This is a genomic window from Phyllobacterium sp. MT110, from assembly GCF_058792715.1.
Window position 1 is genome coordinate 300,784 of the sequence record NZ_JBXAFE010000002.1, and the last position, 19,959, is coordinate 320,742.

Genomic DNA, 19,959 nt, shown 5'->3' on the forward strand with positions numbered 1-19,959 from the left:
TACCGTGTATCGGAGTAGACCATGCCACGACAGTCCTTACGGAGTCGTTTCGCTTTCCCTTGGGGGCTGATCCTTCGCACTTGGCGTTTGGCCAAAGACAGAGTAATTCGTCGGGAAGAGAAGATAGGAATGGAACAGCCCGATGGCAAAATTGAATGATCCAGTGCAACTCGCCGTTATCGGTGCAGCACACGGAACGCGCGGCGAAGTGCGGGTCAAGACGTTTACCGGTGATCCGCTGGCGCTTGCCGATTATGGCCTGCTTTACGATGTGACCGGCAGAAGCTTCGAGATTCTGGCTATCCGCCCGGCCAATACGGTTGTCGTTGTGCGGTTCCGCGGGGTCAATGACCGTAACATGGCCGAAGCGCTGAACGGCACGACGCTGTTCATTGACCGCTCGCAGCTGCCGGAAGAGCTTGAGGAAGATGAGTTCTATCATGCGGACCTGATCGGGCTCGATGCCGTCGACGCAGCAGGCAATCCCTATGGCAAGGTTTCGGCCATGTTCAATTTCGGTGGCGGTGATCTCATCGAGCTGACAATACCGGGGCGCCGGCCGATGCTGATTCCGTTCACCCAGGCCGCCGTGCCACATATCGACATCAAGGCTGGACAGGTCGTTATCGATCCCGCGGCCGCCGGGCTTATTCCTGACGAGAACGAAGAAGAAGACCGGCGCAGGCAGCTGGGTGGTGATGGCGGGAAAGAGCGGCCATGAGCGGCAAGGCTGCCGGTTTCCGGGCGACGGTGCTGACGCTCTATCCGGAAATGTTCCCCGGGCCGCTCGGCGTCTCTCTTGCCGGAAAGGCATTGGCCGATACGGCATGGTCGCTTGAAACAGTACAGATTCGCGATTTCGCCACGGATCGGCACCGCATGGTGGACGACACGCCAGCCGGCGGCGGGGCTGGTATGGTGATGAAGGCAGATGTCCTGGCGCGTGCCGTCGATGCGGTGGCGGATGAGCGGCCGCGGCTCTTCATGAGCCCCCGCGGCAAGCCGCTGAGCCAGGATCGCGTGCGCGAACTTGCTGCGGGCCCCGGTGCAATCATTCTGTGCGGCCGGTTCGAAGGCGTCGACGAACGGTTGATCGAAGCGCGCGGCTTTGAAGAAGTTTCAATCGGCGATTACATCCTTTCCGGCGGCGAGACGGCAGCTATCGTTGTTCTCGATGCGATCGTTCGCCTCTTGCCCGGTGTGATGGGCAATGCCCAGTCGGGCGAAACGGAGAGTTTTGAGACCGGGTTGCTGGAGCATCCGCAATACACCAAGCCGCAGGAGTGGGAAGGGCGCCGCATTCCCGACGTGCTTCTCTCCGGAAACCACGGGGCCATTGAGAAATGGCGCAGGGCCGAAGCGGAAAAACTGACGCAGGAACGGCGTCCGGACCTGTGGGATCGTCATCCGCAGGCCAGGAAGCCGCGTAAATAACAGGATCAGGACAATGCAGTTTCGCAGCGGTGATGCAGGGGATGTGCCTGCTGTCCAGGCCATTGAACGGGCCTCCGCGGTGCGGTTCCGCGCGGTCGGCATGGAAGACATCGCCAATGACGATCCTACATCCGCGTCCCTTCTGCTTGAACGGATAAGTCAGAATCGCCTTCTTGTTGCGGTTGACAAACGGCCGGTCGCCTTCGTGATTTTTGATGTGGTTGATGATCATCTCTATATCGAACAGGTCGATGTGGATCCGGCCCATGCCGGCAAACGCATCGGATCGGCACTGATCGGGCTGGTGGAGGATCGCGCCCGGAACGAGGCCAGGATGGGGCTGCTGTTGTCCACGTTCCGGGATGTTCCGTGGAATGCGCCCTATTACCGGCGGCTTGGATTCACCGATGTTCCCGACGATGCTCTCAGTGCTGCGCTGTTGCATATCCGCCTGGATCACATCGAAAGGGGCCTTGACGAGACACAGCGGGTCTTCATGCGGAAACCGCTTCGTCTCGACTCGGGTGGCAATCGGCGCTAAAAAGAATCGCTGCCAGAGGTGACAAACGGACTTTTATGGTGTATCTGGCCGCGAACTCGGGAAAATCCCAAGTCCGATAATCAATGGATGGTGAATTCGCTCCTGCCTCCTCAGAGGCATAGACATGCGGCCAGGATGCTGCATTGCAAGTGTTGAGCGCTCTGGCTGTTTGAAAAAGAAAAGGATGAAGACGATGACCGTCGATATTATTCGTCAGCTCGATCTCGAACAGAGAGCAAAAATCGAAGCCAAGCGCGTGCTTCCGGATTTCAAGCCAGGCGACACAGTCCGCGTTAATGTTCGCGTGACGGAAGGTACACGTACCCGCGTTCAGGCTTATGAAGGCGTCTGCATTGCCCGCAACGGCGCTGGCATCAACGAGAACTTCACAGTTCGCAAGATTTCCTACGGCGAAGGCGTTGAACGCGTATTCCCGATCATTTCCCCGCTGGTTGAAGGCGTAGAGATCGTCCGTCGCGGCAAGGTTCGCCGCGCGAAGCTCTACTACCTGCGCGGCCTGACCGGTAAGGCTGCCCGCATTGTCGAAAAGAAAGACAACCGCAAGGGCAAAGCCGCTGTTCCGGTCACCGGTACAGCCGAAAAGGTAACGGAAGAAACCGTTGCTAAGGCACCCGCTGCTGAATAAGCGCGATTGTTTTGAGTTTGAAAAGGCGGTCTTCGGACCGCCTTTTTTGTTTCGGGCAAGGCTGTTTCCATTTCCTTGCCCGGTTGAAAAAATCGTGCTTGCGCGATAGCGAATAAAGCAGTTGCATGCCGTTCGGGGATTGACGGGGCCTTCATAAAATGAAATTTGTGCTTCGCTTGATCAAAACGCAATATTAGAGGTCTGACATGAATTTGCGATCCGTTTTTCTTGCGGGGCTTGCACTCGCCATGGTTCCATTTTCCGCGTTGGCGGCTCCCCTTCCCGACCTTGGCGGCAAGAAAGTTGCGGTTGTGACGGAGAATGCCTATCCGCCGCTGCAATTTGTCGATCCCAAAACCGGCAAGCCGGTCGGCTGGGAATATGATGCCATGAACGAAATCGCCAAACGGTTGAATTTCAAAGTGGAATATCTGAATACCAGCTGGGATGCGATGATTCAGGCCGTGGCCGACAATCAGTACCAGATCGGCATGACCGGCATCACCATCAATGACGAGCGCAAGCAGAAGGTGGATTTTTCCGAACCCTACATGCGCTCAGAGCAATTCATGCTGGTTCGCGCTGATGAAAAGCGCTTTTCTGATGCAAAGACCTTTGGTGAAATAAAAGACGGTCTCGTCGGCGCCCAGCCGGGTACGACCAATTTCTACGTGGCCGTCTACAATCTGCTTGACGGTAACGAGCAAAATCCGCGTATCAAGCTGTTCGAAACGTTTGGCGCGACGATCCAAGCTCTCAAGACCGGCGACGTTGACGTGGTCTTGACTGACAGTACGGCAGGCAAAGGCTATGTGGATGCGTCCGGCGGCGCGCTGAAGCTCGTTGGCGGCCCGTTGGGTGCTGAGGATTTCGGTTTCATCTTCGCCAAGGGCTCGGATCTCGTCGGTCCGGTGAATGCCGCCATCGAAGTCTTGAAGGCCGACGGCACGTTCGACGCCCTCAACAAAAAGTGGTTCCTCGACTACAAGCTCGGCCAGTAGGCGGCCGGTTGTCAGTTCCCTCACAGAACAGAAGTCCTTTCGTCAGGAAGGACTTCCCCTGGTGGTTGGCCGTTGCCGCGGCCATCGCTGTTGTGCTCGGCATAGCCATCCTGGTCAGCGATATCTACGGGCAGGTGTTCTCCACGGTCTCGCAAGGCATCTGGATCACCGTCTGGGTCTCGCTCCTGGCATTCCTGCTCGCATCGGGGCTCGGCCTTCTGCTCGCGCTGATGAGCCTCTCGGAACATATCGTCCTGCGGCAGACCGCCCGGTTCTACGTCGAAATCGTTCGCGGAATTCCTCTGCTGGTTCTCCTGTTCTACATCGCCTTTGTTGGTGCGCCGGCAGTTGTCGCCCTGTGGAATTTCCTCACCCATCCGCTTCAGAGCGCCGGCCTGTTCGAGCCCTTGCAGGTGCGGGACTTTTCGCTTCTGTGGCGGGCGATCATTGCCCTGACACTTGCCTATGCGGCATTTCTGGCGGAAATTTTTCGCGCGGGGATCCAGGCCGTCGATGCGGGACAGATCGAGGCGGCCAAGGCACTCGGGCTGAAACGGTTCCAGCGCTTCCGGCTGATCGTGATGCCGCAGGCATTGCGCACCATTCTGCCACCCTATGGCAACGACTTCATCTCGATGGTGAAGGATTCGTCGCTCGTATCGGTGCTTGGCGTTGTCGACGTGACGCAAATGGGCAAGGTCTACGCCTCGGGTTCGTTCCGCTTTTTCGAAACCTATTCCGTCGTTGCCTATGTCTACCTGATCCTGACGATCAGCCTGTCCCTGAGCCTGCGTTGGCTTGAAACGCGGCTGAATGATCGGACATGAGCTGCGCGTGGCTCATAACGATGCCGGGAGAATCGCCTCAAAATCATGGAGAATCGGGTGCCGGTCGCGGCGCTTTGTCGCCGAAATATTACTTTTATCGCTTGTTTCTTGACGTAAGTGGGCACCGAGTGCATATGTCCACGACATAATCTTACAGCACCTACCATTGCCGAGGATATCGCGATGACTGCGCCACGTACACTCTATGACAAGATCTGGGATGATCATCTGGTTGATCAGCAGGCCGATGGCACCTGCCTTCTCTATATTGATCGTCACCTTGTGCATGAAGTGACCAGCCCGCAGGCTTTCGAAGGCTTGCGCCTTACCAACCGCAAGGTCCGTCACCCGGAAAAGACACTGGCTGTCGTCGACCATAATGTGCCGACCTCGCCGGATCGCGTCAACGGCATCAAGAACGAGGAAAGCCGTATCCAGGTTGAAGCATTGGCCAAGAATGCTGCGGATTTCGGCGTCGAATATTATTCCGAGAAGGACATCCGCCAGGGCATCGTCCACATCATCGGACCGGAGCAGGGCTTCACGCTTCCGGGCATGACCATCGTGTGCGGCGACAGCCATACATCGACACATGGTGCCTTCGGTGCGCTTGCCCATGGCATCGGCACGTCGGAAGTCGAGCATGTTCTGGCCACCCAGACGCTGATCCAGTCAAAAGCCAAGAACATGCTGGTGCGTGTTGATGGCGTTCTGCCGGCCGGCGTCACCGCCAAGGACATCATACTTGCCATTATCGGCGAAATCGGCACCGCCGGCGGCACCGGCTATGTCATCGAGTATGCCGGCGAAGCCATCCGCGCGCTGTCGATGGAAGGCCGTATGACGATCTGCAACATGTCGATCGAAGGCGGCGCCCGCGCAGGCCTGATTGCGCCCGACGAAACAACCTTTGCCTATGTGAAGGACAAGCCGCGCGCCCCGAAGGGTGAAGCGTTCGATCAGGCGGTCGAATACTGGAAGACACTGAAGTCCGACGAGGGCGCCCATTTCGATAAGGTGGTCGTGCTCAATGCCGCCGACCTGCCGCCAATTGTTTCCTGGGGATCGTCGCCGGAAGACGTGATCTCGATCACCGGTGCCGTGCCTAATCCTGACGAAATCACCGACGAGAACAAGCGTACGTCGAAGTGGCGTGCACTGGACTACATGGGCCTGAAGCCTGGCACACCGATGACCGAGATCAAGCTTGATCGGGTCTTTATCGGCTCGTGCACCAACGGCCGTATCGAAGATCTGCGTGCTGTCGCCAAGGTTGTCGAAGGCCGCAAGGTTGCGGAAACGGTCGATGCCATGATCGTTCCGGGTTCGGGTCTGGTCAAGGAGCAGGCGGAAGCGGAAGGCCTCGACAAGATTTTCAGGGCTGCCGGTTTTGACTGGCGCGAGCCGGGCTGCTCGATGTGTCTTGCCATGAATGACGACCGGCTGAAGCCGGGCGAGCGCTGTGCGTCCACGTCGAACCGTAATTTCGAGGGCCGTCAGGGTTTCAAGGGCCGTACGCATCTCGTTTCGCCGGCCATGGCCGCCGCCGCCGCAATCGCTGGTCATTTCGTTGATATTCGCGAGTGGAAATAGGCTTCGGCCATTTCTTGTGAAACTCTACAAAAAACGGGGCCACTGGCCCCGTTTTTATAACCTTTTTACCGCGCATTCTCGCCGGAAGGCGGATTAGCTCAGTGTTGTCGTGAAGGCGGGATCGCCGCGCAGCGTATTGCTTACGGTGCAAATCTCGTTTTCTGCGGCCTCGACGATCGCATGCTTTGTCGCGTCATCAATATCGCCGGTGATGGTGAAGGCTATATGGAAATGGTCAACGCGCGAAAGACCGTTCTTGGCCTTGTCGCCCGTAACATGCGCTTGAACCGCCTCCAGCTTGTCGGCAACGCCGAGCCGCGACGCCGCCATTTTGGCGCTGAGCACCAGGCAGGCGGAAAGCGATGCATAGAGCAGATCAAGGGGTGCAAAACCCTGCTCCGAAACCGCGTGGGCGACGTTCAGTACGCCGCCCGTATGGGATGTGACAACGGGTTGACCGCCTCGCTCCAGAACGGCCGTGGCGCCGACATCCCGTGTTCTTACCCTGAGCTCAGCCATTGGATCGTCTCCCTCTGTATCCTGGTCAGCCGCGGCCGCGATAGGTGGGCACGCCCTGGTCCGGCAGCCACAGACCCTCCGGTACCGGCCCGGTCTGCCAGAAGACATCGATGGGGATACCGCCGCGCGGATACCAGTAACCGCCGATGCGCAGCCAGAGCGGCTTGACCGCCTCCACGATGCGTTTGCCGATATTCACGGTGCAATCCTCGTGAAAGGCGCCGTGATTGCGGAAGCTGGTCAGAAAAAGCTTCAGCGACTTGGATTCGACCAGGGCCTGGTCCGGCGCGTAATCGATAACCAGATGGCCGAAATCCGGCTGGCCGGTTACGGGACACAGTGAGGTGAATTCCGGGCAGGTGAAGCGTGCCAGAAACAGTGTCCCCGCCTGCGGGTTGGGGACAGCGTCGAGCAAGGCTTCATCGGGATGATGCGGGATGGGAACATCCTTGCCCAGCATCGTTGCCTGTTCTGCGTAATGACTCATGCCGCTTCCTCCAGTGTTTCAAACTCGCCCTGATATTCACAGCCTTCACCGCAGCTGTCGCGGTAAATGCCGATCTCGGCCAGCGCCGGAAGGTCCGGAGCAATACGCCGCCACAGCCATATGGCGATGGTTTCAAGCGTCGGCAACTCCAGTCCGGCAATTTCGTTGAGATAGCGATGATCCAATGCGTCTTTTGCGCTGTCGACCGTGATCTTGACCGCACCAAGATCGGCGATCAGCCCGGTTTTGGGGTCCGGCCGGCCCTGCAGGCTGACGCGGACGCGAAAACTGTGTCCGTGCAGGCGCTGGTTGACATGCCCGTCCGGAAAAGAGTGCGGCAGATGGTGAGCCGCTTCAAAATTGAAGTCGATAAAGATTCTCATGGTTTTTCCCGTCAGCTCTGGCGCAATACAGGCGCCCGCCAAAAAAGCCTGCCCTCAGGGCAAGCCGATCAGTTTATGTGTCTGCGTGCTCAGCCGCCAAAGCGGATGGGCGAGGCAATAGGCCGCTGCAGATGCCACATGCCGGGCGGTTTGCGCCGGATCACCGATGACGTCAAGAGGCTGCAAATAGAAATGCTGAAAGGAAAGGCGTTCGAAATGGGCCGGATCGGTTCGGGCTTCCGCCTGGGGATAGACAAGCTTGAGCTCGTGACCGCTGGTCTGGACAAGTGTGGTATCGGCCTTTGGCGACACGCAAATCCAGTCAATGCCATCAGGCGCTGCAATCGTGCCGTTGGTCTCGACGCCGACTTCGAAGCCTCTCGCGTGGAAGGCGTCGATCAACGGCTTGTCCAGCTGCAGCAGCGGTTCGCCGCCGGTGCAGATGACATAGGGCTTGCCCTTGGAGCGAGCGCTTTTTGGCCACGCGTCGGCAACGGCATCGGCAAGCGCGTCGGCGGTTTTGAACTTCCCGCCGCCGGGGCCATCCACGCCAACGAAATCCGTATCGCAGAACCGGCACTGGGCGTCCGCCCGGTCGCGTTCAAGCCCGGACCAGAGATTGCATCCGGCAAAGCGCATGAACACCGCGGCGCGGCCGGTATGGTTTCCCTCGCCCTGCAGCGTCAGATAAATTTCCTTGACGGCATACGTCATGCGGCTTCCGCCTTGAATTTGGACCAGCCGCCGGAACGCAGGGCGCAGGCCGGGCAGGTGCCGCAGCCATAGCCCCAGGCATGGCGGGCCGAGCGGTCGCCGAGATAGCAGGTGTGGGTGTTTTCAATGATCATATCGAGCAGCGGTTCGCCGCCTATGTCGCGAGCCAGTGCGAAGGTTTCAGCCTTGTCCAGCCACATCAGCGGGGTTTCGATGGTGATGCGGCGATCCAGTCCCAGCGAAAGGGCGACCTGTTGTGCCTTGAGCGTGTCGTCGCGGCAGTCGGGATAGCCGGAATAGTCCGTCTCGCACATGCCGCCGACGATGACGCGCAATCCGCGCCGGTAGGCGAGGGCAGCGGCAAGCGTGAAAAACAAAAGGTTACGGCCGGGCACGAATGTGTTGGGCAGGCCGTTCTCTGCCATCTCGATGGCAATGTCTTCGGTCATCCCGGTAGCGCCGAGCTGGCCGATGACGCCTGCATCAAGCCGGTGATCGTCGCCAAGGCGTTCCGCCCAATCGGGAAACCGGTGGATCACTTCGGCGCGGAAATCATTGCGCACATCCAGTTCCACCCTGTGGCGCTGGCCATAGTCGAAGCCGACCGTCTCCACCCGGTCAAACCGGGAGAGCGCCCAGGCAAGACAGGTTGCAGAATCCTGCCCGCCGGAAAAAAGGACGAGTGCGCCGTCAGCATTACGAGCCATGAATGAACCTCTTCAATGAAGCGGCCCCCTTACAGGGCGCGGACCAGCGAGGCAAATCAAATGTGGGCTATTGGCAGCCTGGAAGCCCGAGAATGGGCGTTTCGCCACGGTTGATACCATACATGTAGCCGCGACCGCGCACGACAATCGGGCCATCACAGCGTGTGTTGGGTGGCGGAATAACCCCCACGACATAGGGATCGCCGGGTGGAGAGATGATCGCCGGTCCCTTGGCCCGCTTGTAGACGGCAACCTTCTTGCGGAGTTCGCGGGCGAGCCTGTCCGATTTGGCGGCTGTCGCGCCGACAAAGATCATCTTCGGTCCATTGGGGTCCTGCACGATGATGTTGCCATATTCGTCGCCATAGGCATCACGCAGGTTGATGTCGTAGGCAGCAGCGCTGTACGTGGCTGCGACAACAGTCAGGCCCGACAACAAAAGCGCGGCCGTGTGTTTGCGGAAGGCGAACATGGACAAGCTCCTTGGTTGAATGGGCTGCAGCAGTCCAAGCATTAACCTTTTATTAACGCTTGTCATCCGTCAAAACGCCTTTGAATCGATTTTTGCTGCGGTCCGCCGGTTGACGTGCGGTGCGCAATCAACCAATCCTCAACACAGCGAGGCAGCCGGAAGTGCTGCCGGAGTGAAAGGGATGATGCGACCATGACGACAAAGAGCCCGGATGAACACGCCGTCGACATTTCTCTGCTGCATCTGAACGATGCCCACGAGTTCGCACCTCTTCTGGCCAGCTATGCCCAGGCGCTGAAGCGCGGCGCGCCCCGCCGCCCAGACGATTACTACGCGGAAAACCTGCTGCGGGACCGTGCCGCGGAGATAGCCGGAGCGCGACTCGACGGCCACCTGGTGGGCTTTGTGATTTTCTATGATCTGCCCGAGCCTGTCTCCGGCATGCGTGCCGGGCAGGTGGATCACATCTATGTGCATCACGACCATCGCGGCAAGGGTATCGCCAAGGCGCTGATCGATGTTCTCGCCGACAAGGCGGAAGAACGCGGCTGGACAAAACTGTCACTCAACGCGCCGCGTCTGCCGGAAGATGGCCGCAAACTGTACGAACAGATTGCGGCGCCTGCCGACTGGACCAGTTTCATCATCCGTTTTGGCAATCAGTAGAACGGACCTGTCCCTGCACCCTGAAGATGCGCGGGACATTCTGGGAACGACTCGGAATGTCCCGTTCGCGTTGCACAATTGAGGGTCGCGATGCACTGAAACCGGTTAAACCGGACAGACTCACTCAAATAAAATTGATTGCCGATTTGACGTGAAATACGGGCCTTTGGGGCTCTCTATGGCGCTTTAAACGATTGAATTTTCTAAAGAAACCTTATGGACTTGCGTTTGTTGCCAATTCGCCGCATGAGGGGGGTGAATGGGCCTTTGACGCAGTGCAAAAACGGGACTAAAACCCTTCTAAATTTGCCTCTATCCAGCCTTTCGGCCCTGCCCGTCAATCAAGGTTCAAATGGCGCGGCGCTTATCATTGGGGACGCTATGAGCAAGACAAACCTGCATGCAAACCGGCCGCTGTCGCCGCATTTGCAAATCTACAAACCAATTCCCACCATGGTCATGTCCATCGTTCACCGCATCACCGGCGGCGCGCTGTATTTCGGCACGCTGCTGGTTGCCTGGTGGTTGATCGCGACCGCGACCAGCGAGGCGCAGTTCAACCTCGTCAGCTGGGTATTCGGTTCATGGATCGGTCTTCTCGTTCTGCTCGGCTACACCTGGGCGCTTGTTCACCACATGATCGGCGGTATTCGCCATCTCATCTGGGATACGGGCCGCGGACTCGACAAGAACACCACCACGAAGATGGCCATCGCCTCGCTCGTTGTCTCCATCGCGTTGACGATCCTGATCTGGATCGCGGCGTTCACGGTTTTGTAAAGGAGGCGGGACAATGAGTGAAATGCGCACACCGCTCAAGAAAGTCCGCGGACTGGGTTCCGCACACGAAGGGACCGAGCATTTCTGGCGCCAGCGGCTGACAGCCGTTGCCAACGTGCCGCTTATGCTGTTTTTCATCGGTCTGATCATTTACCTGCATCGCGCAAGCTATGCGGAAACCCGGGCTGCTCTTTCCCATCCGCTGACCGGGCTGGTGCTGTTGATGGTGATCATTTCGGGTCTCTATCACATGCGCCTCGGCATGCAGGTCATTATCGAAGACTACGTAACCAGCGAAGGCAAGAAGATCGCCTGTCTGATGCTCAATACGTTTTTCACCCTTGTGGTGGGCGTTGCCTGCGTCTTTGCGATCATCAAGCTGAGCTTCGGAGGCTAATCTTGGCAACTACAGACAAGAACGGGACCGCCGGCAAAGACGGCAAGGCCTATACATTCGTTGACCACAAATTTGATGTGGTTGTGGTGGGTGCCGGCGGCGCCGGTCTGCGCGCGACGCTTGGTATGGCCGAGCAAGGCCTGAAGACAGCCTGCATCACCAAGGTTTTCCCGACTCGCTCGCACACCGTTGCGGCACAGGGCGGTATCGCTGCTTCCCTGAGCAATATGGGCCCCGACTCCTGGCAGTGGCACATGTACGATACCGTCAAAGGGTCGGACTGGCTCGGCGATACGGACGCCATGGAATATCTCGCGCGTGAAGCGCCGGCGGCGGTCTACGAGCTGGAGCATTACGGCGTGCCTTTCTCGCGTACCGAAGCGGGCAAGATTTACCAGCGCCCCTTCGGCGGCCACATGATGAACTATGGCGATGGTCCGCCCGTCCAGCGCACCTGCGCGGCTGCTGACCGTACGGGTCACGCCATCCTGCATACGCTGTATGGCCAGAGCCTGCGCCACAATGCGCAGTTCTTCATCGAGTATTTTGCACTGGATCTCATTCAGGATGCGGACGGCACCATTACCGGTGTCGTCGCCTGGAACCTCGATGACGGCACGATCCATCGTTTTGCCGCCAAGATGGTGGTGCTGGCAACGGGCGGCTACGGCCGGTCCTACTTCTCGGCAACGTCAGCCCATACCTGCACCGGTGATGGCGGCGGCATGGTGGCGCGCGCTGGTCTGCCCCTGCAGGATATGGAATTTGTTCAGTTCCATCCGACCGGCATTTACGGTGCCGGCTGCCTGATTACCGAAGGCGCACGCGGTGAAGGCGGCTATCTCGTCAACTCCGAGGGCGAGCGCTTCATGGAGCGTTATGCGCCATCGGCCAAGGATCTGGCATCGCGCGACGTCGTTTCGCGCTGCATGACCCTGGAAATCCGCGAGGGCCGCGGTGTTGGCAAGAACAAGGATCACATCTTCCTGCATCTCGACCATCTCGATCCGGCCGTGCTGCACGAGCGTCTGCCCGGTATTTCCGAATCGGCCAAAATTTTTGCCGGCGTGGATCTGACCAAGGAACCGATCCCGGTCCTGCCGACGGTTCACTACAACATGGGCGGTATTCCAACCAACTACTGGGGTGAAGCGCTCAATCCGACCAAGGATAATCCGGACCGCATCCAGCCGGGCCTGATGGCTGTCGGCGAAGCGGGCTGTGCTTCGGTGCATGGCGCCAACCGGCTTGGCTCGAACTCGCTGATCGATCTCGTGGTCTTCGGCCGGGCGGCGGCCATTCGTGCCGGTCAGGTGATCGATCGCAATGCCAAGATCCCGACGATCAACGAGGCGTCGGTTGAGAAGATCATGGAGCGCTTCAACCGCCTGCGTCATGCCAATGGCAGCACGCCGACAGCGGTCCTGCGTGAAAAGATGCAAAAGACAATGCAGGAAGACGCTGCGGTGTTCCGCACGTCGGAATCGCTGAAGTCAGGCGTCGAGCGCATGGAGAAAATCTGGAGCGAACTGCCTGATATCAAGGTCACGGACCGCTCGATGATCTGGAATTCCGACCTGGTGGAAACGCTGGAACTGGAAAACCTGATGGCCAATGCGCTGACCACGGTGGTTGCCGCCGAAGCGCGCAAGGAAAGCCGTGGTGCCCACGCCCATGAGGATTTCCCCAACCGCGACGACATCAACTGGCGCAAGCACAGCCTTGCCTGGCTCTCGCCCGAGGGTGAGGTCAAGCTCGACTATCGTCCCGTTCACCTTGACCCGCTGGTCAAGGAAGAGGACGGCGGCATCAGCCTCGCCAAGATCGCGCCGAAAGCGCGTGTGTACTAAGGGATCAGAGCATCATGGTTGAACTTGCACTTCCCAAGAACTCGAAGATGCGTCCCGGCAAGACCTGGGACCGCCCGCAGGGTGCCAACAATCTTCGGGAATACCGCATCTATCGCTGGTCGCCCGATGATGGCGAGAATCCGCGGATCGATACTTATTACGTCGATCTCGACGATTGCGGCCCGATGGTTCTCGATGGCCTTTTGTGGATCAAGAACAAGATCGATCCGACGCTGACGCTGCGCCGCTCCTGCCGCGAAGGCATTTGCGGCTCCTGCGCGATGAACATCGACGGAACCAACACGCTCGCCTGCACCAAGGGCATGGACGAGATCAAGGGCGCGGTCAAAATCTATCCCTTGCCGCATCTTCCCGTGGTCAAGGACCTGGTGCCGGACCTGTCGAATTTCTATGCCCAGCATCGATCGATCGAGCCATGGCTCAAGACGGTTTCGCCGGAGCCGGCCAAGGAATGGCTGCAGAGCCACGATGATCGCGCCAAGCTTGACGGGCTCTATGAGTGCATCCTGTGCGCCTGCTGCTCGACATCCTGTCCTAGCTACTGGTGGAATGGCGATCGCTATCTCGGACCGGCGGTTCTGCTGCAGGCCTATCGCTGGCTGATCGACAGCCGCGACGAGGCAACGGGTGAACGCCTCGACAATCTGGAAGACCCCTTCCGGCTCTATCGCTGCCACACGATCATGAATTGCGCACAGACCTGCCCGAAGGGATTGAACCCCGCCAAGGCAATCGCCGAGATCAAGAAGATGATGGTCGAACGCCGGGTCTAGGCGATTGGTCACGCAAGATGATTGCATAAAAACGGGCGCTTTGAGCGCCCGTTTTGTTTGGCACGTTTGACGTGTTGCTCAGGCCAGCTTTGCGTCGAGTGTGACCTGAATGGCGCCGAGTGCCTTTGACAGCGGGCAGGACGCCTTTGCCTGTTCGGCCAGTTTTGAAAAGGTCGCGGCGTCGATACCGGGCACGTCGCCAATGAGCGTGATGGCGCTCTTGGTGATTTCGAAACCGCCACCAGCAGCCGGATTGATACTGACGGTTGCCTTGGCATCGAGTTTCGCGGCCGGTGTGCCGTTTTCAGCCAGGAAATGCGAAAGCTGCATGGCGAAGCAACCGGCGTGGGCGGCGGCGAGAAGTTCCTCCGGATTGGTACCCGCTGTGCCGCTTGCGTCCTCGAAACGGGCCTTGAAATTATAGGGAAGCCCCTTCAGTGCGCCGCTTTGCGTATCAAGGGTACCTGCACCGTCTTTCAAGGCGCCCTTCCAGATTGCAGTTGCCTGTCTGTCCATTGAACACTCTCCCTCGGTTGATTGATTAGGTTAAGACTGCTTGCATCCTGTCCGTAACGCCGCAGGGTTGCAGCAGTTCCGCATCATAGGCCCGGCGGCGGAATTTGCCAGAATTGATCGTTTTGTCGTGCTGTCTGCGAAACGATATGGAAAAGCGGGATTTGATTGCTATGGTGGCGGGGTCCACTGGCGCCGCTCAAACCTCCCTTGCTGCGGCCAGTGTGTCCGAAAGCTGCAGCAGAAGCTCGGCTTCGAAATCGAACATTCGTGAATTCAAAACAGGAAAATCCCCGTGAAACTGAAAAAGCTTGGCCGGACGGATATTGACGTCACGGAAATTTGCCTTGGTACCATGACCTGGGGCGTGCAGAACACCGAAGCGGATGCCCATGCGCAGATCGATCATGCGCTGGAAGCCGGAATCAACTTCATGGATACAGCCGAGATTTATGCGGTTCCGCCGACCGCCGAAACCTATGGCAAGACCGAAACCTATATCGGCAATTGGTTTGAGAAGACCGGCAAGCGCGACCGCTTCGTGCTGGCGACGAAAATTGCCGGCGGCGGACGCAACAGCTGGATCCGCGGCGGCAGCCTGATGAGCAAGACCACCATCGCGGAAGCGGTTGAAGGCAGTCTGAAACGTCTGCGGACGGACTATATCGACCTTTACCAGGTGCATTGGCCGGTTCGCGGACATTATCACTTCGGCAATGGCTGGGAATATGCGCCGCATCAGCAGAACCGGGCCGAGGTGGCTCAACAGATCGAGGAAGCGCTCGATGGCCTTGGTGACATGGTGAAGGCGGGCAAGATCCGCCATATCGGCCTTTCCAATGAAACGGCCTGGGGGATTGCGCAATGGCTGAAGCTAGCCGAGCGCAACGACCTGCCGCGCGTTGTCTCTGTTCAGAATGAATACAGCCTCCTGCAGCGGGCCTTCGACCTGGATCTGGCGGAAGTCAGTCACCATGAAGACGTCGGGCTCCTTGCCTATTCATCCCTGGCCTCAGGTGTCCTGACCGGCAAGTATCTGGATGGAAAGGTGCCGGCGGGAACCCGCGGTGCGCTGCAGGATCTTTGGCGGAACAACGTGCATGCCGATCCGGCCGTCAGGGCCTATATTGCGCTTGCGCACAAGCACGGTCTTGATGTTGCGCAACTGGCGATTGCCTTTGCATTGAGCCGGCCGTTCGTCACCTCGGTCATCATTGGCGCAACATCGCTTGAACAGCTGAAGACCGATATCGGTGCTGCGGATGTAACGCTGACGCCGGACATCCTTGGTGAAATCCAGGCTATCCATCGCACCTATCCCCGCCCGCTCTGAGCGGGGAAAGCTGCTTCAGATCGGTTGACCCTGAAGCAGCTTCGGCGATGTGGTCGACAATCCCGCGGCTTGACGGATGAAAAATCCTTTGAGCCGCGGCATGCGTTCGACAAGGCCCAGCCCGAAGTCGCGCAGGGCCCGCACCGGCACATTGTCGTTGGAGAACAAACGGTTGAGGACGTCGGTGGTCACGCCCATCTGCACCGTGTCGAAACGGCGCCAGGTCTGGTAGCGTTCGAGCACCGCGATGGAGCCGATGTCGAGACCGAGACGGTCGGCATCGACAATGGTCTCGGCAATCGCCGCTGCATCCTTGAAGCCGAGATTGAGGCCCTGACCCGCAATGGGGTGAATGCCATGGGCCGCATCGCCGATGAGCGCAAAGCGCGGTTTGACGAAATCGCGTGCCAGTGTCAGACCAAGCGGGAAGGCCTTGCGCGGTCCTTCGATCCGCAATTCTCCCAGTTTCAGGCCAAAACGCTGTTCGAGCTCGGCTTCGAACACGAAATCATCTTCCCTGATCAACCGCTCCGCGTCCGCAGTGCGCTCGGTCCAGACAAGCGAGGAACGGTTGCCGCTGAGTGGCAGAATGGCAAACGGGCCCGCGGGGAGAAAATGCTCTTCCGCGCGACCGTTGTGCGGCCGTGCATGGGCGACCGTGCAGACGATACCCGACTGGCCGTATTCCCAGTTCACGGTTTTGATGCCCGCCATATCGCGCAGCCGCGATTTGACGCCGTCGGCCGCGAGCAGCAGGCGCGTGCGCAGCGTCTTGTCATCGCCGTAGCGCACCGTGAGGTGCACGTCGCCATTGTCAAAACCATGGACGGGTGCCCCCTCGACAAAGGTGACGCCGATCTGTTCGGCTTTCGAACGCAAGGCGGCGTTGAGGTCGCGGTTTTCCACCATATGGGCGAAGGGTTCACCAGGCTCGACTTCGCCATTGAAGGTCAGGAAGACCGGGCGGACCGGATCGGAGGTGCGCGAATCCGTGACTATCATCTCGTTGATCGGTTGTGCCTTCGGCAGGATTTCCTCCCAGCAGCCGAGCCGGTCGAGCATGCGGCTCGCAGCGGCGGCGATGGCCGAGGCGCGGGTGTCTTTGCGCCAGACACCGGCCGGCGCCGCGTCGATCACCGTGACAGACAGGTGCGGCGCAGAGGATTTGAGTGCAACGGCGGTCGCCATGCCGACATAGCCGGCGCCCGCAATCACGATATCGGTGCTGCCAGGGACTTCTGTTGTGTGTGTACGGGTTCTTTCAGCCATGATTGCCTCCGGTTTCCCTTTGCTCTTGCGCCGACGTGGCGCTTGACTTGTTCACCTGTTCCTGTTGCAAGCGGATTCAGGCACTATTATGCCGACCGTACGAACAGGAGTCGCGCCCGTCATGTCTGATGCCATGAAAGAGCTTTTGTCCATACTCGACCTTGAGACACTTGAACACAACCTGTTTCGAGGTCGCAGTCCGCAGGTCGGTTGGCAGCGGGTGTTTGGCGGGCAGGTCATCGGTCAGGCTTTGGTGGCGGCGCAGCGCACGGTCGATCCCGAGCGTCACGTCCACTCCCTGCACAGCTATTTCATGCGTGCGGGCGATCCGAAAGTGCCGATCATCTACGAGGTGGATCGCATCCGCGACGGCGCGAGTTTCACCACCCGGCGCGTGGTGGCGATCCAGCACGGGCATGCGATTTTTTCGCTGGAGGCTTCATTCCAGATCGAGGAAAAAGGACTTGAGCACCAAAAGCCGATACCTCTCGATGTTCTCGCGCCGGAAAAGCTGATGAGCGACAAGGACCTCAAGGAGCAGTATCTGCAGAATGCGCCAGCCAATGTGCGCAAATATTGGGAGCAGGACCGTCCCATCGAGATGAAGCCGCTGTCCCTGACCCATTACTTCACGCGGGAAAAGCTGCCGCCGGAGCAGAACGTCTGGATCAGGACAACGGGCCCGGTTCCGGATGACCGTGCCCTGCAGGCGGCGGTTCTGGCCTATCTCTCGGATATGACATTGCTGGATACCTCGCTCTATGCCCACGGCCGCTCGATTTTCGATAAAGATTTGCAGGTCGCGAGCCTCGATCACGCCATGTGGTTCCACCGCCCCTTCAATTTCGATGATTGGCTGCTTTATACGGCAGACAGCCCGAGCGCTGCCGGTGCCCGTGGCTTCAATCGAGGCGCCTTGTACAGCCGCGATGGCACTCTGATTGCCTCCACGGCTCAGGAAGGCCTAATTCGTGTGCATCCGGCCGAGTGAAAATCGACCACGCAGATTGAAATGCCTAATTTTTAGGCATGTTGCCGGATAATGTATTGTGCACTGCCGAACTGATAAAAATATCCATATATAATCAATGCCTTAGTATTATCTTTCGAGTCTGGCACGGAACTTGAATACTCCTCACCAGTCGCCAAGGGCCATCAAGGCTTAGGGGATGGGTTCAACGCGGGTTGCTGCCGTTCAGGTAATTCCACCTGAGGGGTGCCGCGCTAGCGCAGGGGTATAGTCAATGAAAATTGTGATGGCCATCATCAAGCCGTTCAAGCTGGACGAAGTGCGCGAAGCACTTACCGCTGTCGGCATCCAGGGCCTGACCGTCACCGAGGTGAAGGGTTATGGCCGCCAGAAAGGACACACCGAGATTTATCGTGGCGCGGAATATGCCGTCAGCTTTCTTCCCAAACTGAAGGTGGAAGTGGCTGTCGCGTCAGAGCTCGTCGACACCGCCGTTGAAGCCATCACCACGGCCGCCAAAACCGGCCAGATCGGTGACGGGAAGATTTTCGTTCTCAGCATTGATCAGGCCGTCCGTATCCGTACGGGCGAAACTGACACCGATGCGCTTTGAGTAATTTGGGGTTTAAGGAGAAAATAATGAAAATTCCAACCAGTCTGACATCCGCGGTGCGCAGTACCCTTCTGGGTTCGCTGGCGCTGACCGCATTCGGTTCGCTGGCCGCACTCGCTCAGGAAGCGGCGCCTGCGGTAGCGGATGCCGCCGCAGCCGCTGCGCCGACTGTCAACAAAGGGGATACCGCCTGGATGATGATCTCCAGCGTCCTCGTCCTGTTCATGATCGTTCCGGGCCTTGCCCTGTTCTATGGCGGTCTCGTCCGTGCCAAGAACGTGCTTTCCGTCCTGATGCAGTGCACCGGCATTGCTGCCGTCGTCATGATCATCTGGGTTTTCTACGGATACTCCTTCGCCTTCGGCGGCGGCACCAGCCCTTACTGGGGCGGTCTTGGCAAGATTTTCCTTTCCGGCGTGACGCCGGCTTCGGTTGCCGCAACCTTTACCAAAGGCGTTGGTATTCCCGAGTATGTGTTCATCTGCTTCCAGATGACCTTTGCCGCCATTACGCCGGCACTGATCATCGGTGCTTTTGCCGAACGCATCAAATTCTCGGCAACGATCCTGTTTGTCATTCTCTGGGTCACATTCGTCTATTTCCCGATCGCCCATATGGTCTGGGATTCCAATGGCCTGATCTACGGCTGGGGCGCGCTTGATTTTGCCGGCGGCACGGTCGTTCACATCAATGCCGGTATTGCTGGTCTCGTTGGTGCTCTCGTCATCGGCAAGCGTGCCGGTCTTGGCCGTGACATGATGGCGCCGCACTCCATGCCGCTCACCATGATCGGTGCCTCGATCCTGTGGGTCGGCTGGTTCGGCTTCAACGCCGGTTCGGCTCTCGAGGCCAACGGTATTGCGACGCTGGCGATGATCAACACCTTCACGGCAACGGCCGGTGCGATTGTTGCGTGGGTTGTGATCGAAGCGCTCGCCCGCAAGACGGCTTCGATGCTCGGTGCCGCATCCGGCGTTGTTGCCGGTCTGGTTGCAGTAACGCCTGCTGCCGGAACCATCGGTCCGGTTGGCGCCATCCTCCTTGGCGCCATTGCCAGCATCATCTGCTATTACATGGTGGCCGTGGTGAAGCCGAAGCTCGGCTATGACGACAGCCTCGATGTCTTCGGCGTGCATGGTATCGGCGGTATCATCGGCGCCATCGGCACCGGCTTCTTCACCAGCACGGCGCTTGGCGGCGTCGGTTATGCGGAAGGCGTTACCATGGGCGCGCAGGTGTTCGTGCAGATCAAGGCCGTGCTTGTCACGCTGGTCTGGAGCGGCATCGGTTCGCTGATCCTCTACAAGATCGTCGATGTCGTTGTTGGCCTGCGTCCGACCGCTGAAGCCGAATCCATCGGTCTCGACCTCACCTCCCACGGTGAAGCGGCCTACCACAATTAATGGACGGCTTTTGACAGGAACTGAAAAGGGCCCGGTTTTCCGGGCCT

Annotated in this window: 24 protein-coding genes; 16 read left to right on the forward strand and 8 right to left on the reverse strand. The window is 58.8% G+C overall.

The annotated features are described in order from the left end of the window. Nucleotides 1-142 precede the first annotated feature (142 nt). The 7 genes from rimM to leuC all read left to right on the forward strand — a co-directional run bounded on the left by rimM (nt 143) and on the right by leuC (nt 6,042). Nucleotides 143-721: a ribosome maturation factor RimM gene (gene rimM, locus AC1Q5O_RS13020; protein WP_492563492.1), complete on the forward strand. Its 579-nt coding sequence runs from the start codon at nt 143-145 to the stop codon at nt 719-721. Next, nucleotides 718-1,434 (forward strand): tRNA (guanosine(37)-N1)-methyltransferase TrmD, encoded by a 717-nt coding sequence (gene trmD, locus AC1Q5O_RS13025; RefSeq protein WP_492563494.1) that lies wholly within the window; start codon nt 718-720, stop codon nt 1,432-1,434. Before rimM ends, trmD begins: the two co-directional genes overlap by 4 nt. A 13-nt stretch (nt 1,435-1,447) precedes the next feature. Then, complete coding sequence (locus tag AC1Q5O_RS13030) at nt 1,448-1,975, forward strand: GNAT family N-acetyltransferase (protein ID WP_492563497.1); 528 nt, start codon at nt 1,448-1,450, stop codon at nt 1,973-1,975. Between the two features lie 193 nt (nt 1,976-2,168). Then, nucleotides 2,169-2,621: a 50S ribosomal protein L19 gene (gene rplS / locus AC1Q5O_RS13035; RefSeq protein WP_105734617.1), complete on the forward strand. Its 453-nt coding sequence runs from the start codon at nt 2,169-2,171 to the stop codon at nt 2,619-2,621. A gap of 206 nt (nt 2,622-2,827) precedes the next feature. Then, a complete protein-coding gene (locus AC1Q5O_RS13040; RefSeq protein WP_492563499.1) occupies nt 2,828-3,622 on the forward strand; it encodes a basic amino acid ABC transporter substrate-binding protein in 795 nt (264 codons plus the stop codon). Between the two features lie 8 nt (nt 3,623-3,630). Then, nucleotides 3,631-4,449 carry an amino acid ABC transporter permease gene (locus AC1Q5O_RS13045; protein WP_492563500.1) on the forward strand — a complete coding sequence of 273 codons (819 nt, stop codon included), beginning with the start codon at nt 3,631-3,633 and terminating at the stop codon, nt 4,447-4,449. Nucleotides 4,450-4,632: 183 nt separating this feature from the next. Next, nucleotides 4,633-6,042, forward strand: a complete 1,410-nt coding sequence (leuC, locus tag AC1Q5O_RS13050) for a 3-isopropylmalate dehydratase large subunit (protein WP_464661852.1) — start codon at nt 4,633-4,635, stop codon at nt 6,040-6,042. 93 nt (nt 6,043-6,135) lie between these two features. On the opposite strand, the gene AC1Q5O_RS13055 is transcribed toward leuC, so the two are convergent. From AC1Q5O_RS13055 to AC1Q5O_RS13080, 6 genes are all read right to left on the reverse strand, one after another. Then, nucleotides 6,136-6,561 (reverse strand): OsmC family protein, encoded by a 426-nt coding sequence (locus AC1Q5O_RS13055; RefSeq protein ID WP_492563502.1) that lies wholly within the window; start codon nt 6,559-6,561, stop codon nt 6,136-6,138. A gap of 25 nt (nt 6,562-6,586) precedes the next feature. Next, nucleotides 6,587-7,021 (reverse strand): preQ(1) synthase, encoded by a 435-nt coding sequence (queF, locus tag AC1Q5O_RS13060; RefSeq protein WP_374042705.1) that lies wholly within the window; start codon nt 7,019-7,021, stop codon nt 6,587-6,589. 23 nt (nt 7,022-7,044) lie between these two features. Continuing rightward, a complete protein-coding gene (locus AC1Q5O_RS13065) occupies nt 7,045-7,431 on the reverse strand; it encodes a 6-pyruvoyl trahydropterin synthase family protein (protein ID WP_464661848.1) in 387 nt (128 codons plus the stop codon). A 54-nt stretch (nt 7,432-7,485) separates the two neighbouring features. After that, nucleotides 7,486-8,145 (reverse strand): 7-carboxy-7-deazaguanine synthase, encoded by a 660-nt coding sequence (gene queE / locus AC1Q5O_RS13070; RefSeq protein WP_492563504.1) that lies wholly within the window; start codon nt 8,143-8,145, stop codon nt 7,486-7,488. Continuing rightward, nucleotides 8,142-8,852, reverse strand: coding sequence for a 7-cyano-7-deazaguanine synthase QueC (gene queC / locus AC1Q5O_RS13075; protein WP_223613873.1), 711 nt, complete (start codon nt 8,850-8,852; stop codon nt 8,142-8,144). The genes queE and queC overlap by 4 nt, the downstream gene beginning before the upstream one ends. Before the next feature lie 67 nt (nt 8,853-8,919). After that, nucleotides 8,920-9,324: a hypothetical protein gene (locus AC1Q5O_RS13080; RefSeq protein WP_492563507.1), complete on the reverse strand. Its 405-nt coding sequence runs from the start codon at nt 9,322-9,324 to the stop codon at nt 8,920-8,922. A gap of 192 nt (nt 9,325-9,516) precedes the next feature. On the opposite strand from AC1Q5O_RS13080, the gene AC1Q5O_RS13085 reads away from it, so the two are divergent. From AC1Q5O_RS13085 to AC1Q5O_RS13105, 5 genes are all read left to right on the forward strand, one after another. After that, nucleotides 9,517-9,990: a GNAT family N-acetyltransferase gene (locus tag AC1Q5O_RS13085; protein WP_105734225.1), complete on the forward strand. Its 474-nt coding sequence runs from the start codon at nt 9,517-9,519 to the stop codon at nt 9,988-9,990. A 381-nt stretch (nt 9,991-10,371) separates the two neighbouring features. Then, a complete protein-coding gene (sdhC, locus tag AC1Q5O_RS13090; RefSeq protein ID WP_464661840.1) occupies nt 10,372-10,770 on the forward strand; it encodes a succinate dehydrogenase, cytochrome b556 subunit in 399 nt (132 codons plus the stop codon). A 13-nt stretch (nt 10,771-10,783) separates the two neighbouring features. Next, nucleotides 10,784-11,167, forward strand: coding sequence for a succinate dehydrogenase, hydrophobic membrane anchor protein (gene sdhD / locus AC1Q5O_RS13095; protein ID WP_223613870.1), 384 nt, complete (start codon nt 10,784-10,786; stop codon nt 11,165-11,167). Between the two features lie 2 nt (nt 11,168-11,169). Further along, nucleotides 11,170-13,017 (forward strand): succinate dehydrogenase flavoprotein subunit, encoded by a 1,848-nt coding sequence (gene sdhA / locus AC1Q5O_RS13100; protein ID WP_492563511.1) that lies wholly within the window; start codon nt 11,170-11,172, stop codon nt 13,015-13,017. Between the two features lie 14 nt (nt 13,018-13,031). Further along, a complete protein-coding gene (locus AC1Q5O_RS13105; protein WP_105734229.1) occupies nt 13,032-13,811 on the forward strand; it encodes a succinate dehydrogenase iron-sulfur subunit in 780 nt (259 codons plus the stop codon). 78 nt (nt 13,812-13,889) lie between these two features. On the opposite strand, the gene AC1Q5O_RS13110 is transcribed toward AC1Q5O_RS13105, so the two are convergent. Further along, the gene (locus AC1Q5O_RS13110; RefSeq protein ID WP_346306078.1) at nt 13,890-14,327 is read right to left on the reverse strand and encodes an OsmC family protein; all 438 of its coding nucleotides are present in this window, start codon (nt 14,325-14,327) and stop codon (nt 13,890-13,892) included. Between the two features lie 292 nt (nt 14,328-14,619). On the opposite strand from AC1Q5O_RS13110, the gene AC1Q5O_RS13115 reads away from it, so the two are divergent. Next, nucleotides 14,620-15,657 carry an aldo/keto reductase gene (locus AC1Q5O_RS13115; protein WP_492563513.1) on the forward strand — a complete coding sequence of 346 codons (1,038 nt, stop codon included), beginning with the start codon at nt 14,620-14,622 and terminating at the stop codon, nt 15,655-15,657. Nucleotides 15,658-15,672: 15 nt separating this feature from the next. On the opposite strand, the gene AC1Q5O_RS13120 is transcribed toward AC1Q5O_RS13115, so the two are convergent. Further along, nucleotides 15,673-16,926: a ubiquinone biosynthesis hydroxylase gene (locus AC1Q5O_RS13120; protein WP_492563514.1), complete on the reverse strand. Its 1,254-nt coding sequence runs from the start codon at nt 16,924-16,926 to the stop codon at nt 15,673-15,675. Between the two features lie 121 nt (nt 16,927-17,047). Here AC1Q5O_RS13120 and tesB point away from each other — a divergent pair, with 121 nt between their 5' ends. The 3 genes from tesB to AC1Q5O_RS13135 all read left to right on the forward strand — a co-directional run bounded on the left by tesB (nt 17,048) and on the right by AC1Q5O_RS13135 (nt 19,912). Next, complete coding sequence (gene tesB, locus AC1Q5O_RS13125; protein ID WP_288192798.1) at nt 17,048-17,917, forward strand: acyl-CoA thioesterase II; 870 nt, start codon at nt 17,048-17,050, stop codon at nt 17,915-17,917. A gap of 253 nt (nt 17,918-18,170) precedes the next feature. Continuing rightward, nucleotides 18,171-18,509, forward strand: a complete 339-nt coding sequence (locus AC1Q5O_RS13130; protein ID WP_105734234.1) for a P-II family nitrogen regulator — start codon at nt 18,171-18,173, stop codon at nt 18,507-18,509. Between the two features lie 26 nt (nt 18,510-18,535). Next, entirely contained in the window at nt 18,536-19,912 is a 1,377-nt protein-coding gene (locus AC1Q5O_RS13135) for an ammonium transporter (protein ID WP_492563515.1), read from the forward strand. Nucleotides 19,913-19,959 lie beyond the last annotated feature (47 nt).

Excerpts from the sequence above, each read along its gene's own strand:
- queC (WP_223613873.1), bottom strand. The coding sequence starts at position 8,852 with ATGGCTCGTAATGCTGACGGCGCACTCGTCCTTTTTTCCGGCGGGCAG.
- queE (WP_492563504.1), bottom strand. The coding sequence starts at position 8,145 with ATGACGTATGCCGTCAAGGAAATTTATCTGACGCTGCAGGGCGAGGGA.
- AC1Q5O_RS13030 (WP_492563497.1), top strand. The coding sequence starts at position 1,448 with ATGCAGTTTCGCAGCGGTGATGCAGGGGATGTGCCTGCTGTCCAGGCC.
- leuC (WP_464661852.1), top strand. The coding sequence starts at position 4,633 with ATGACTGCGCCACGTACACTCTATGACAAGATCTGGGATGATCATCTG.
- sdhC (WP_464661840.1), top strand. The coding sequence starts at position 10,372 with ATGAGCAAGACAAACCTGCATGCAAACCGGCCGCTGTCGCCGCATTTG.
- tesB (WP_288192798.1), top strand. The coding sequence starts at position 17,048 with ATGTCTGATGCCATGAAAGAGCTTTTGTCCATACTCGACCTTGAGACA.
- AC1Q5O_RS13085 (WP_105734225.1), top strand. The coding sequence starts at position 9,517 with ATGACGACAAAGAGCCCGGATGAACACGCCGTCGACATTTCTCTGCTG.
- AC1Q5O_RS13065 (WP_464661848.1), bottom strand. The coding sequence starts at position 7,431 with ATGAGAATCTTTATCGACTTCAATTTTGAAGCGGCTCACCATCTGCCG.
- rimM (WP_492563492.1), top strand. The coding sequence starts at position 143 with ATGGCAAAATTGAATGATCCAGTGCAACTCGCCGTTATCGGTGCAGCA.
- AC1Q5O_RS13105 (WP_105734229.1), top strand. The coding sequence starts at position 13,032 with ATGGTTGAACTTGCACTTCCCAAGAACTCGAAGATGCGTCCCGGCAAG.
- queF (WP_374042705.1), bottom strand. The coding sequence starts at position 7,021 with ATGCTGGGCAAGGATGTTCCCATCCCGCATCATCCCGATGAAGCCTTG.
- AC1Q5O_RS13130 (WP_105734234.1), top strand. The coding sequence starts at position 18,171 with ATGAAAATTGTGATGGCCATCATCAAGCCGTTCAAGCTGGACGAAGTG.
- AC1Q5O_RS13055 (WP_492563502.1), bottom strand. The coding sequence starts at position 6,561 with ATGGCTGAGCTCAGGGTAAGAACACGGGATGTCGGCGCCACGGCCGTT.
- trmD (WP_492563494.1), top strand. The coding sequence starts at position 718 with ATGAGCGGCAAGGCTGCCGGTTTCCGGGCGACGGTGCTGACGCTCTAT.
- AC1Q5O_RS13080 (WP_492563507.1), bottom strand. The coding sequence starts at position 9,324 with ATGTTCGCCTTCCGCAAACACACGGCCGCGCTTTTGTTGTCGGGCCTG.
- rplS (WP_105734617.1), top strand. The coding sequence starts at position 2,169 with ATGACCGTCGATATTATTCGTCAGCTCGATCTCGAACAGAGAGCAAAA.
- AC1Q5O_RS13110 (WP_346306078.1), bottom strand. The coding sequence starts at position 14,327 with ATGGACAGACAGGCAACTGCAATCTGGAAGGGCGCCTTGAAAGACGGT.
- AC1Q5O_RS13120 (WP_492563514.1), bottom strand. The coding sequence starts at position 16,926 with ATGGCTGAAAGAACCCGTACACACACAACAGAAGTCCCTGGCAGCACC.
- AC1Q5O_RS13040 (WP_492563499.1), top strand. The coding sequence starts at position 2,828 with ATGAATTTGCGATCCGTTTTTCTTGCGGGGCTTGCACTCGCCATGGTT.
- sdhD (WP_223613870.1), top strand. The coding sequence starts at position 10,784 with ATGAGTGAAATGCGCACACCGCTCAAGAAAGTCCGCGGACTGGGTTCC.
- AC1Q5O_RS13135 (WP_492563515.1), top strand. The coding sequence starts at position 18,536 with ATGAAAATTCCAACCAGTCTGACATCCGCGGTGCGCAGTACCCTTCTG.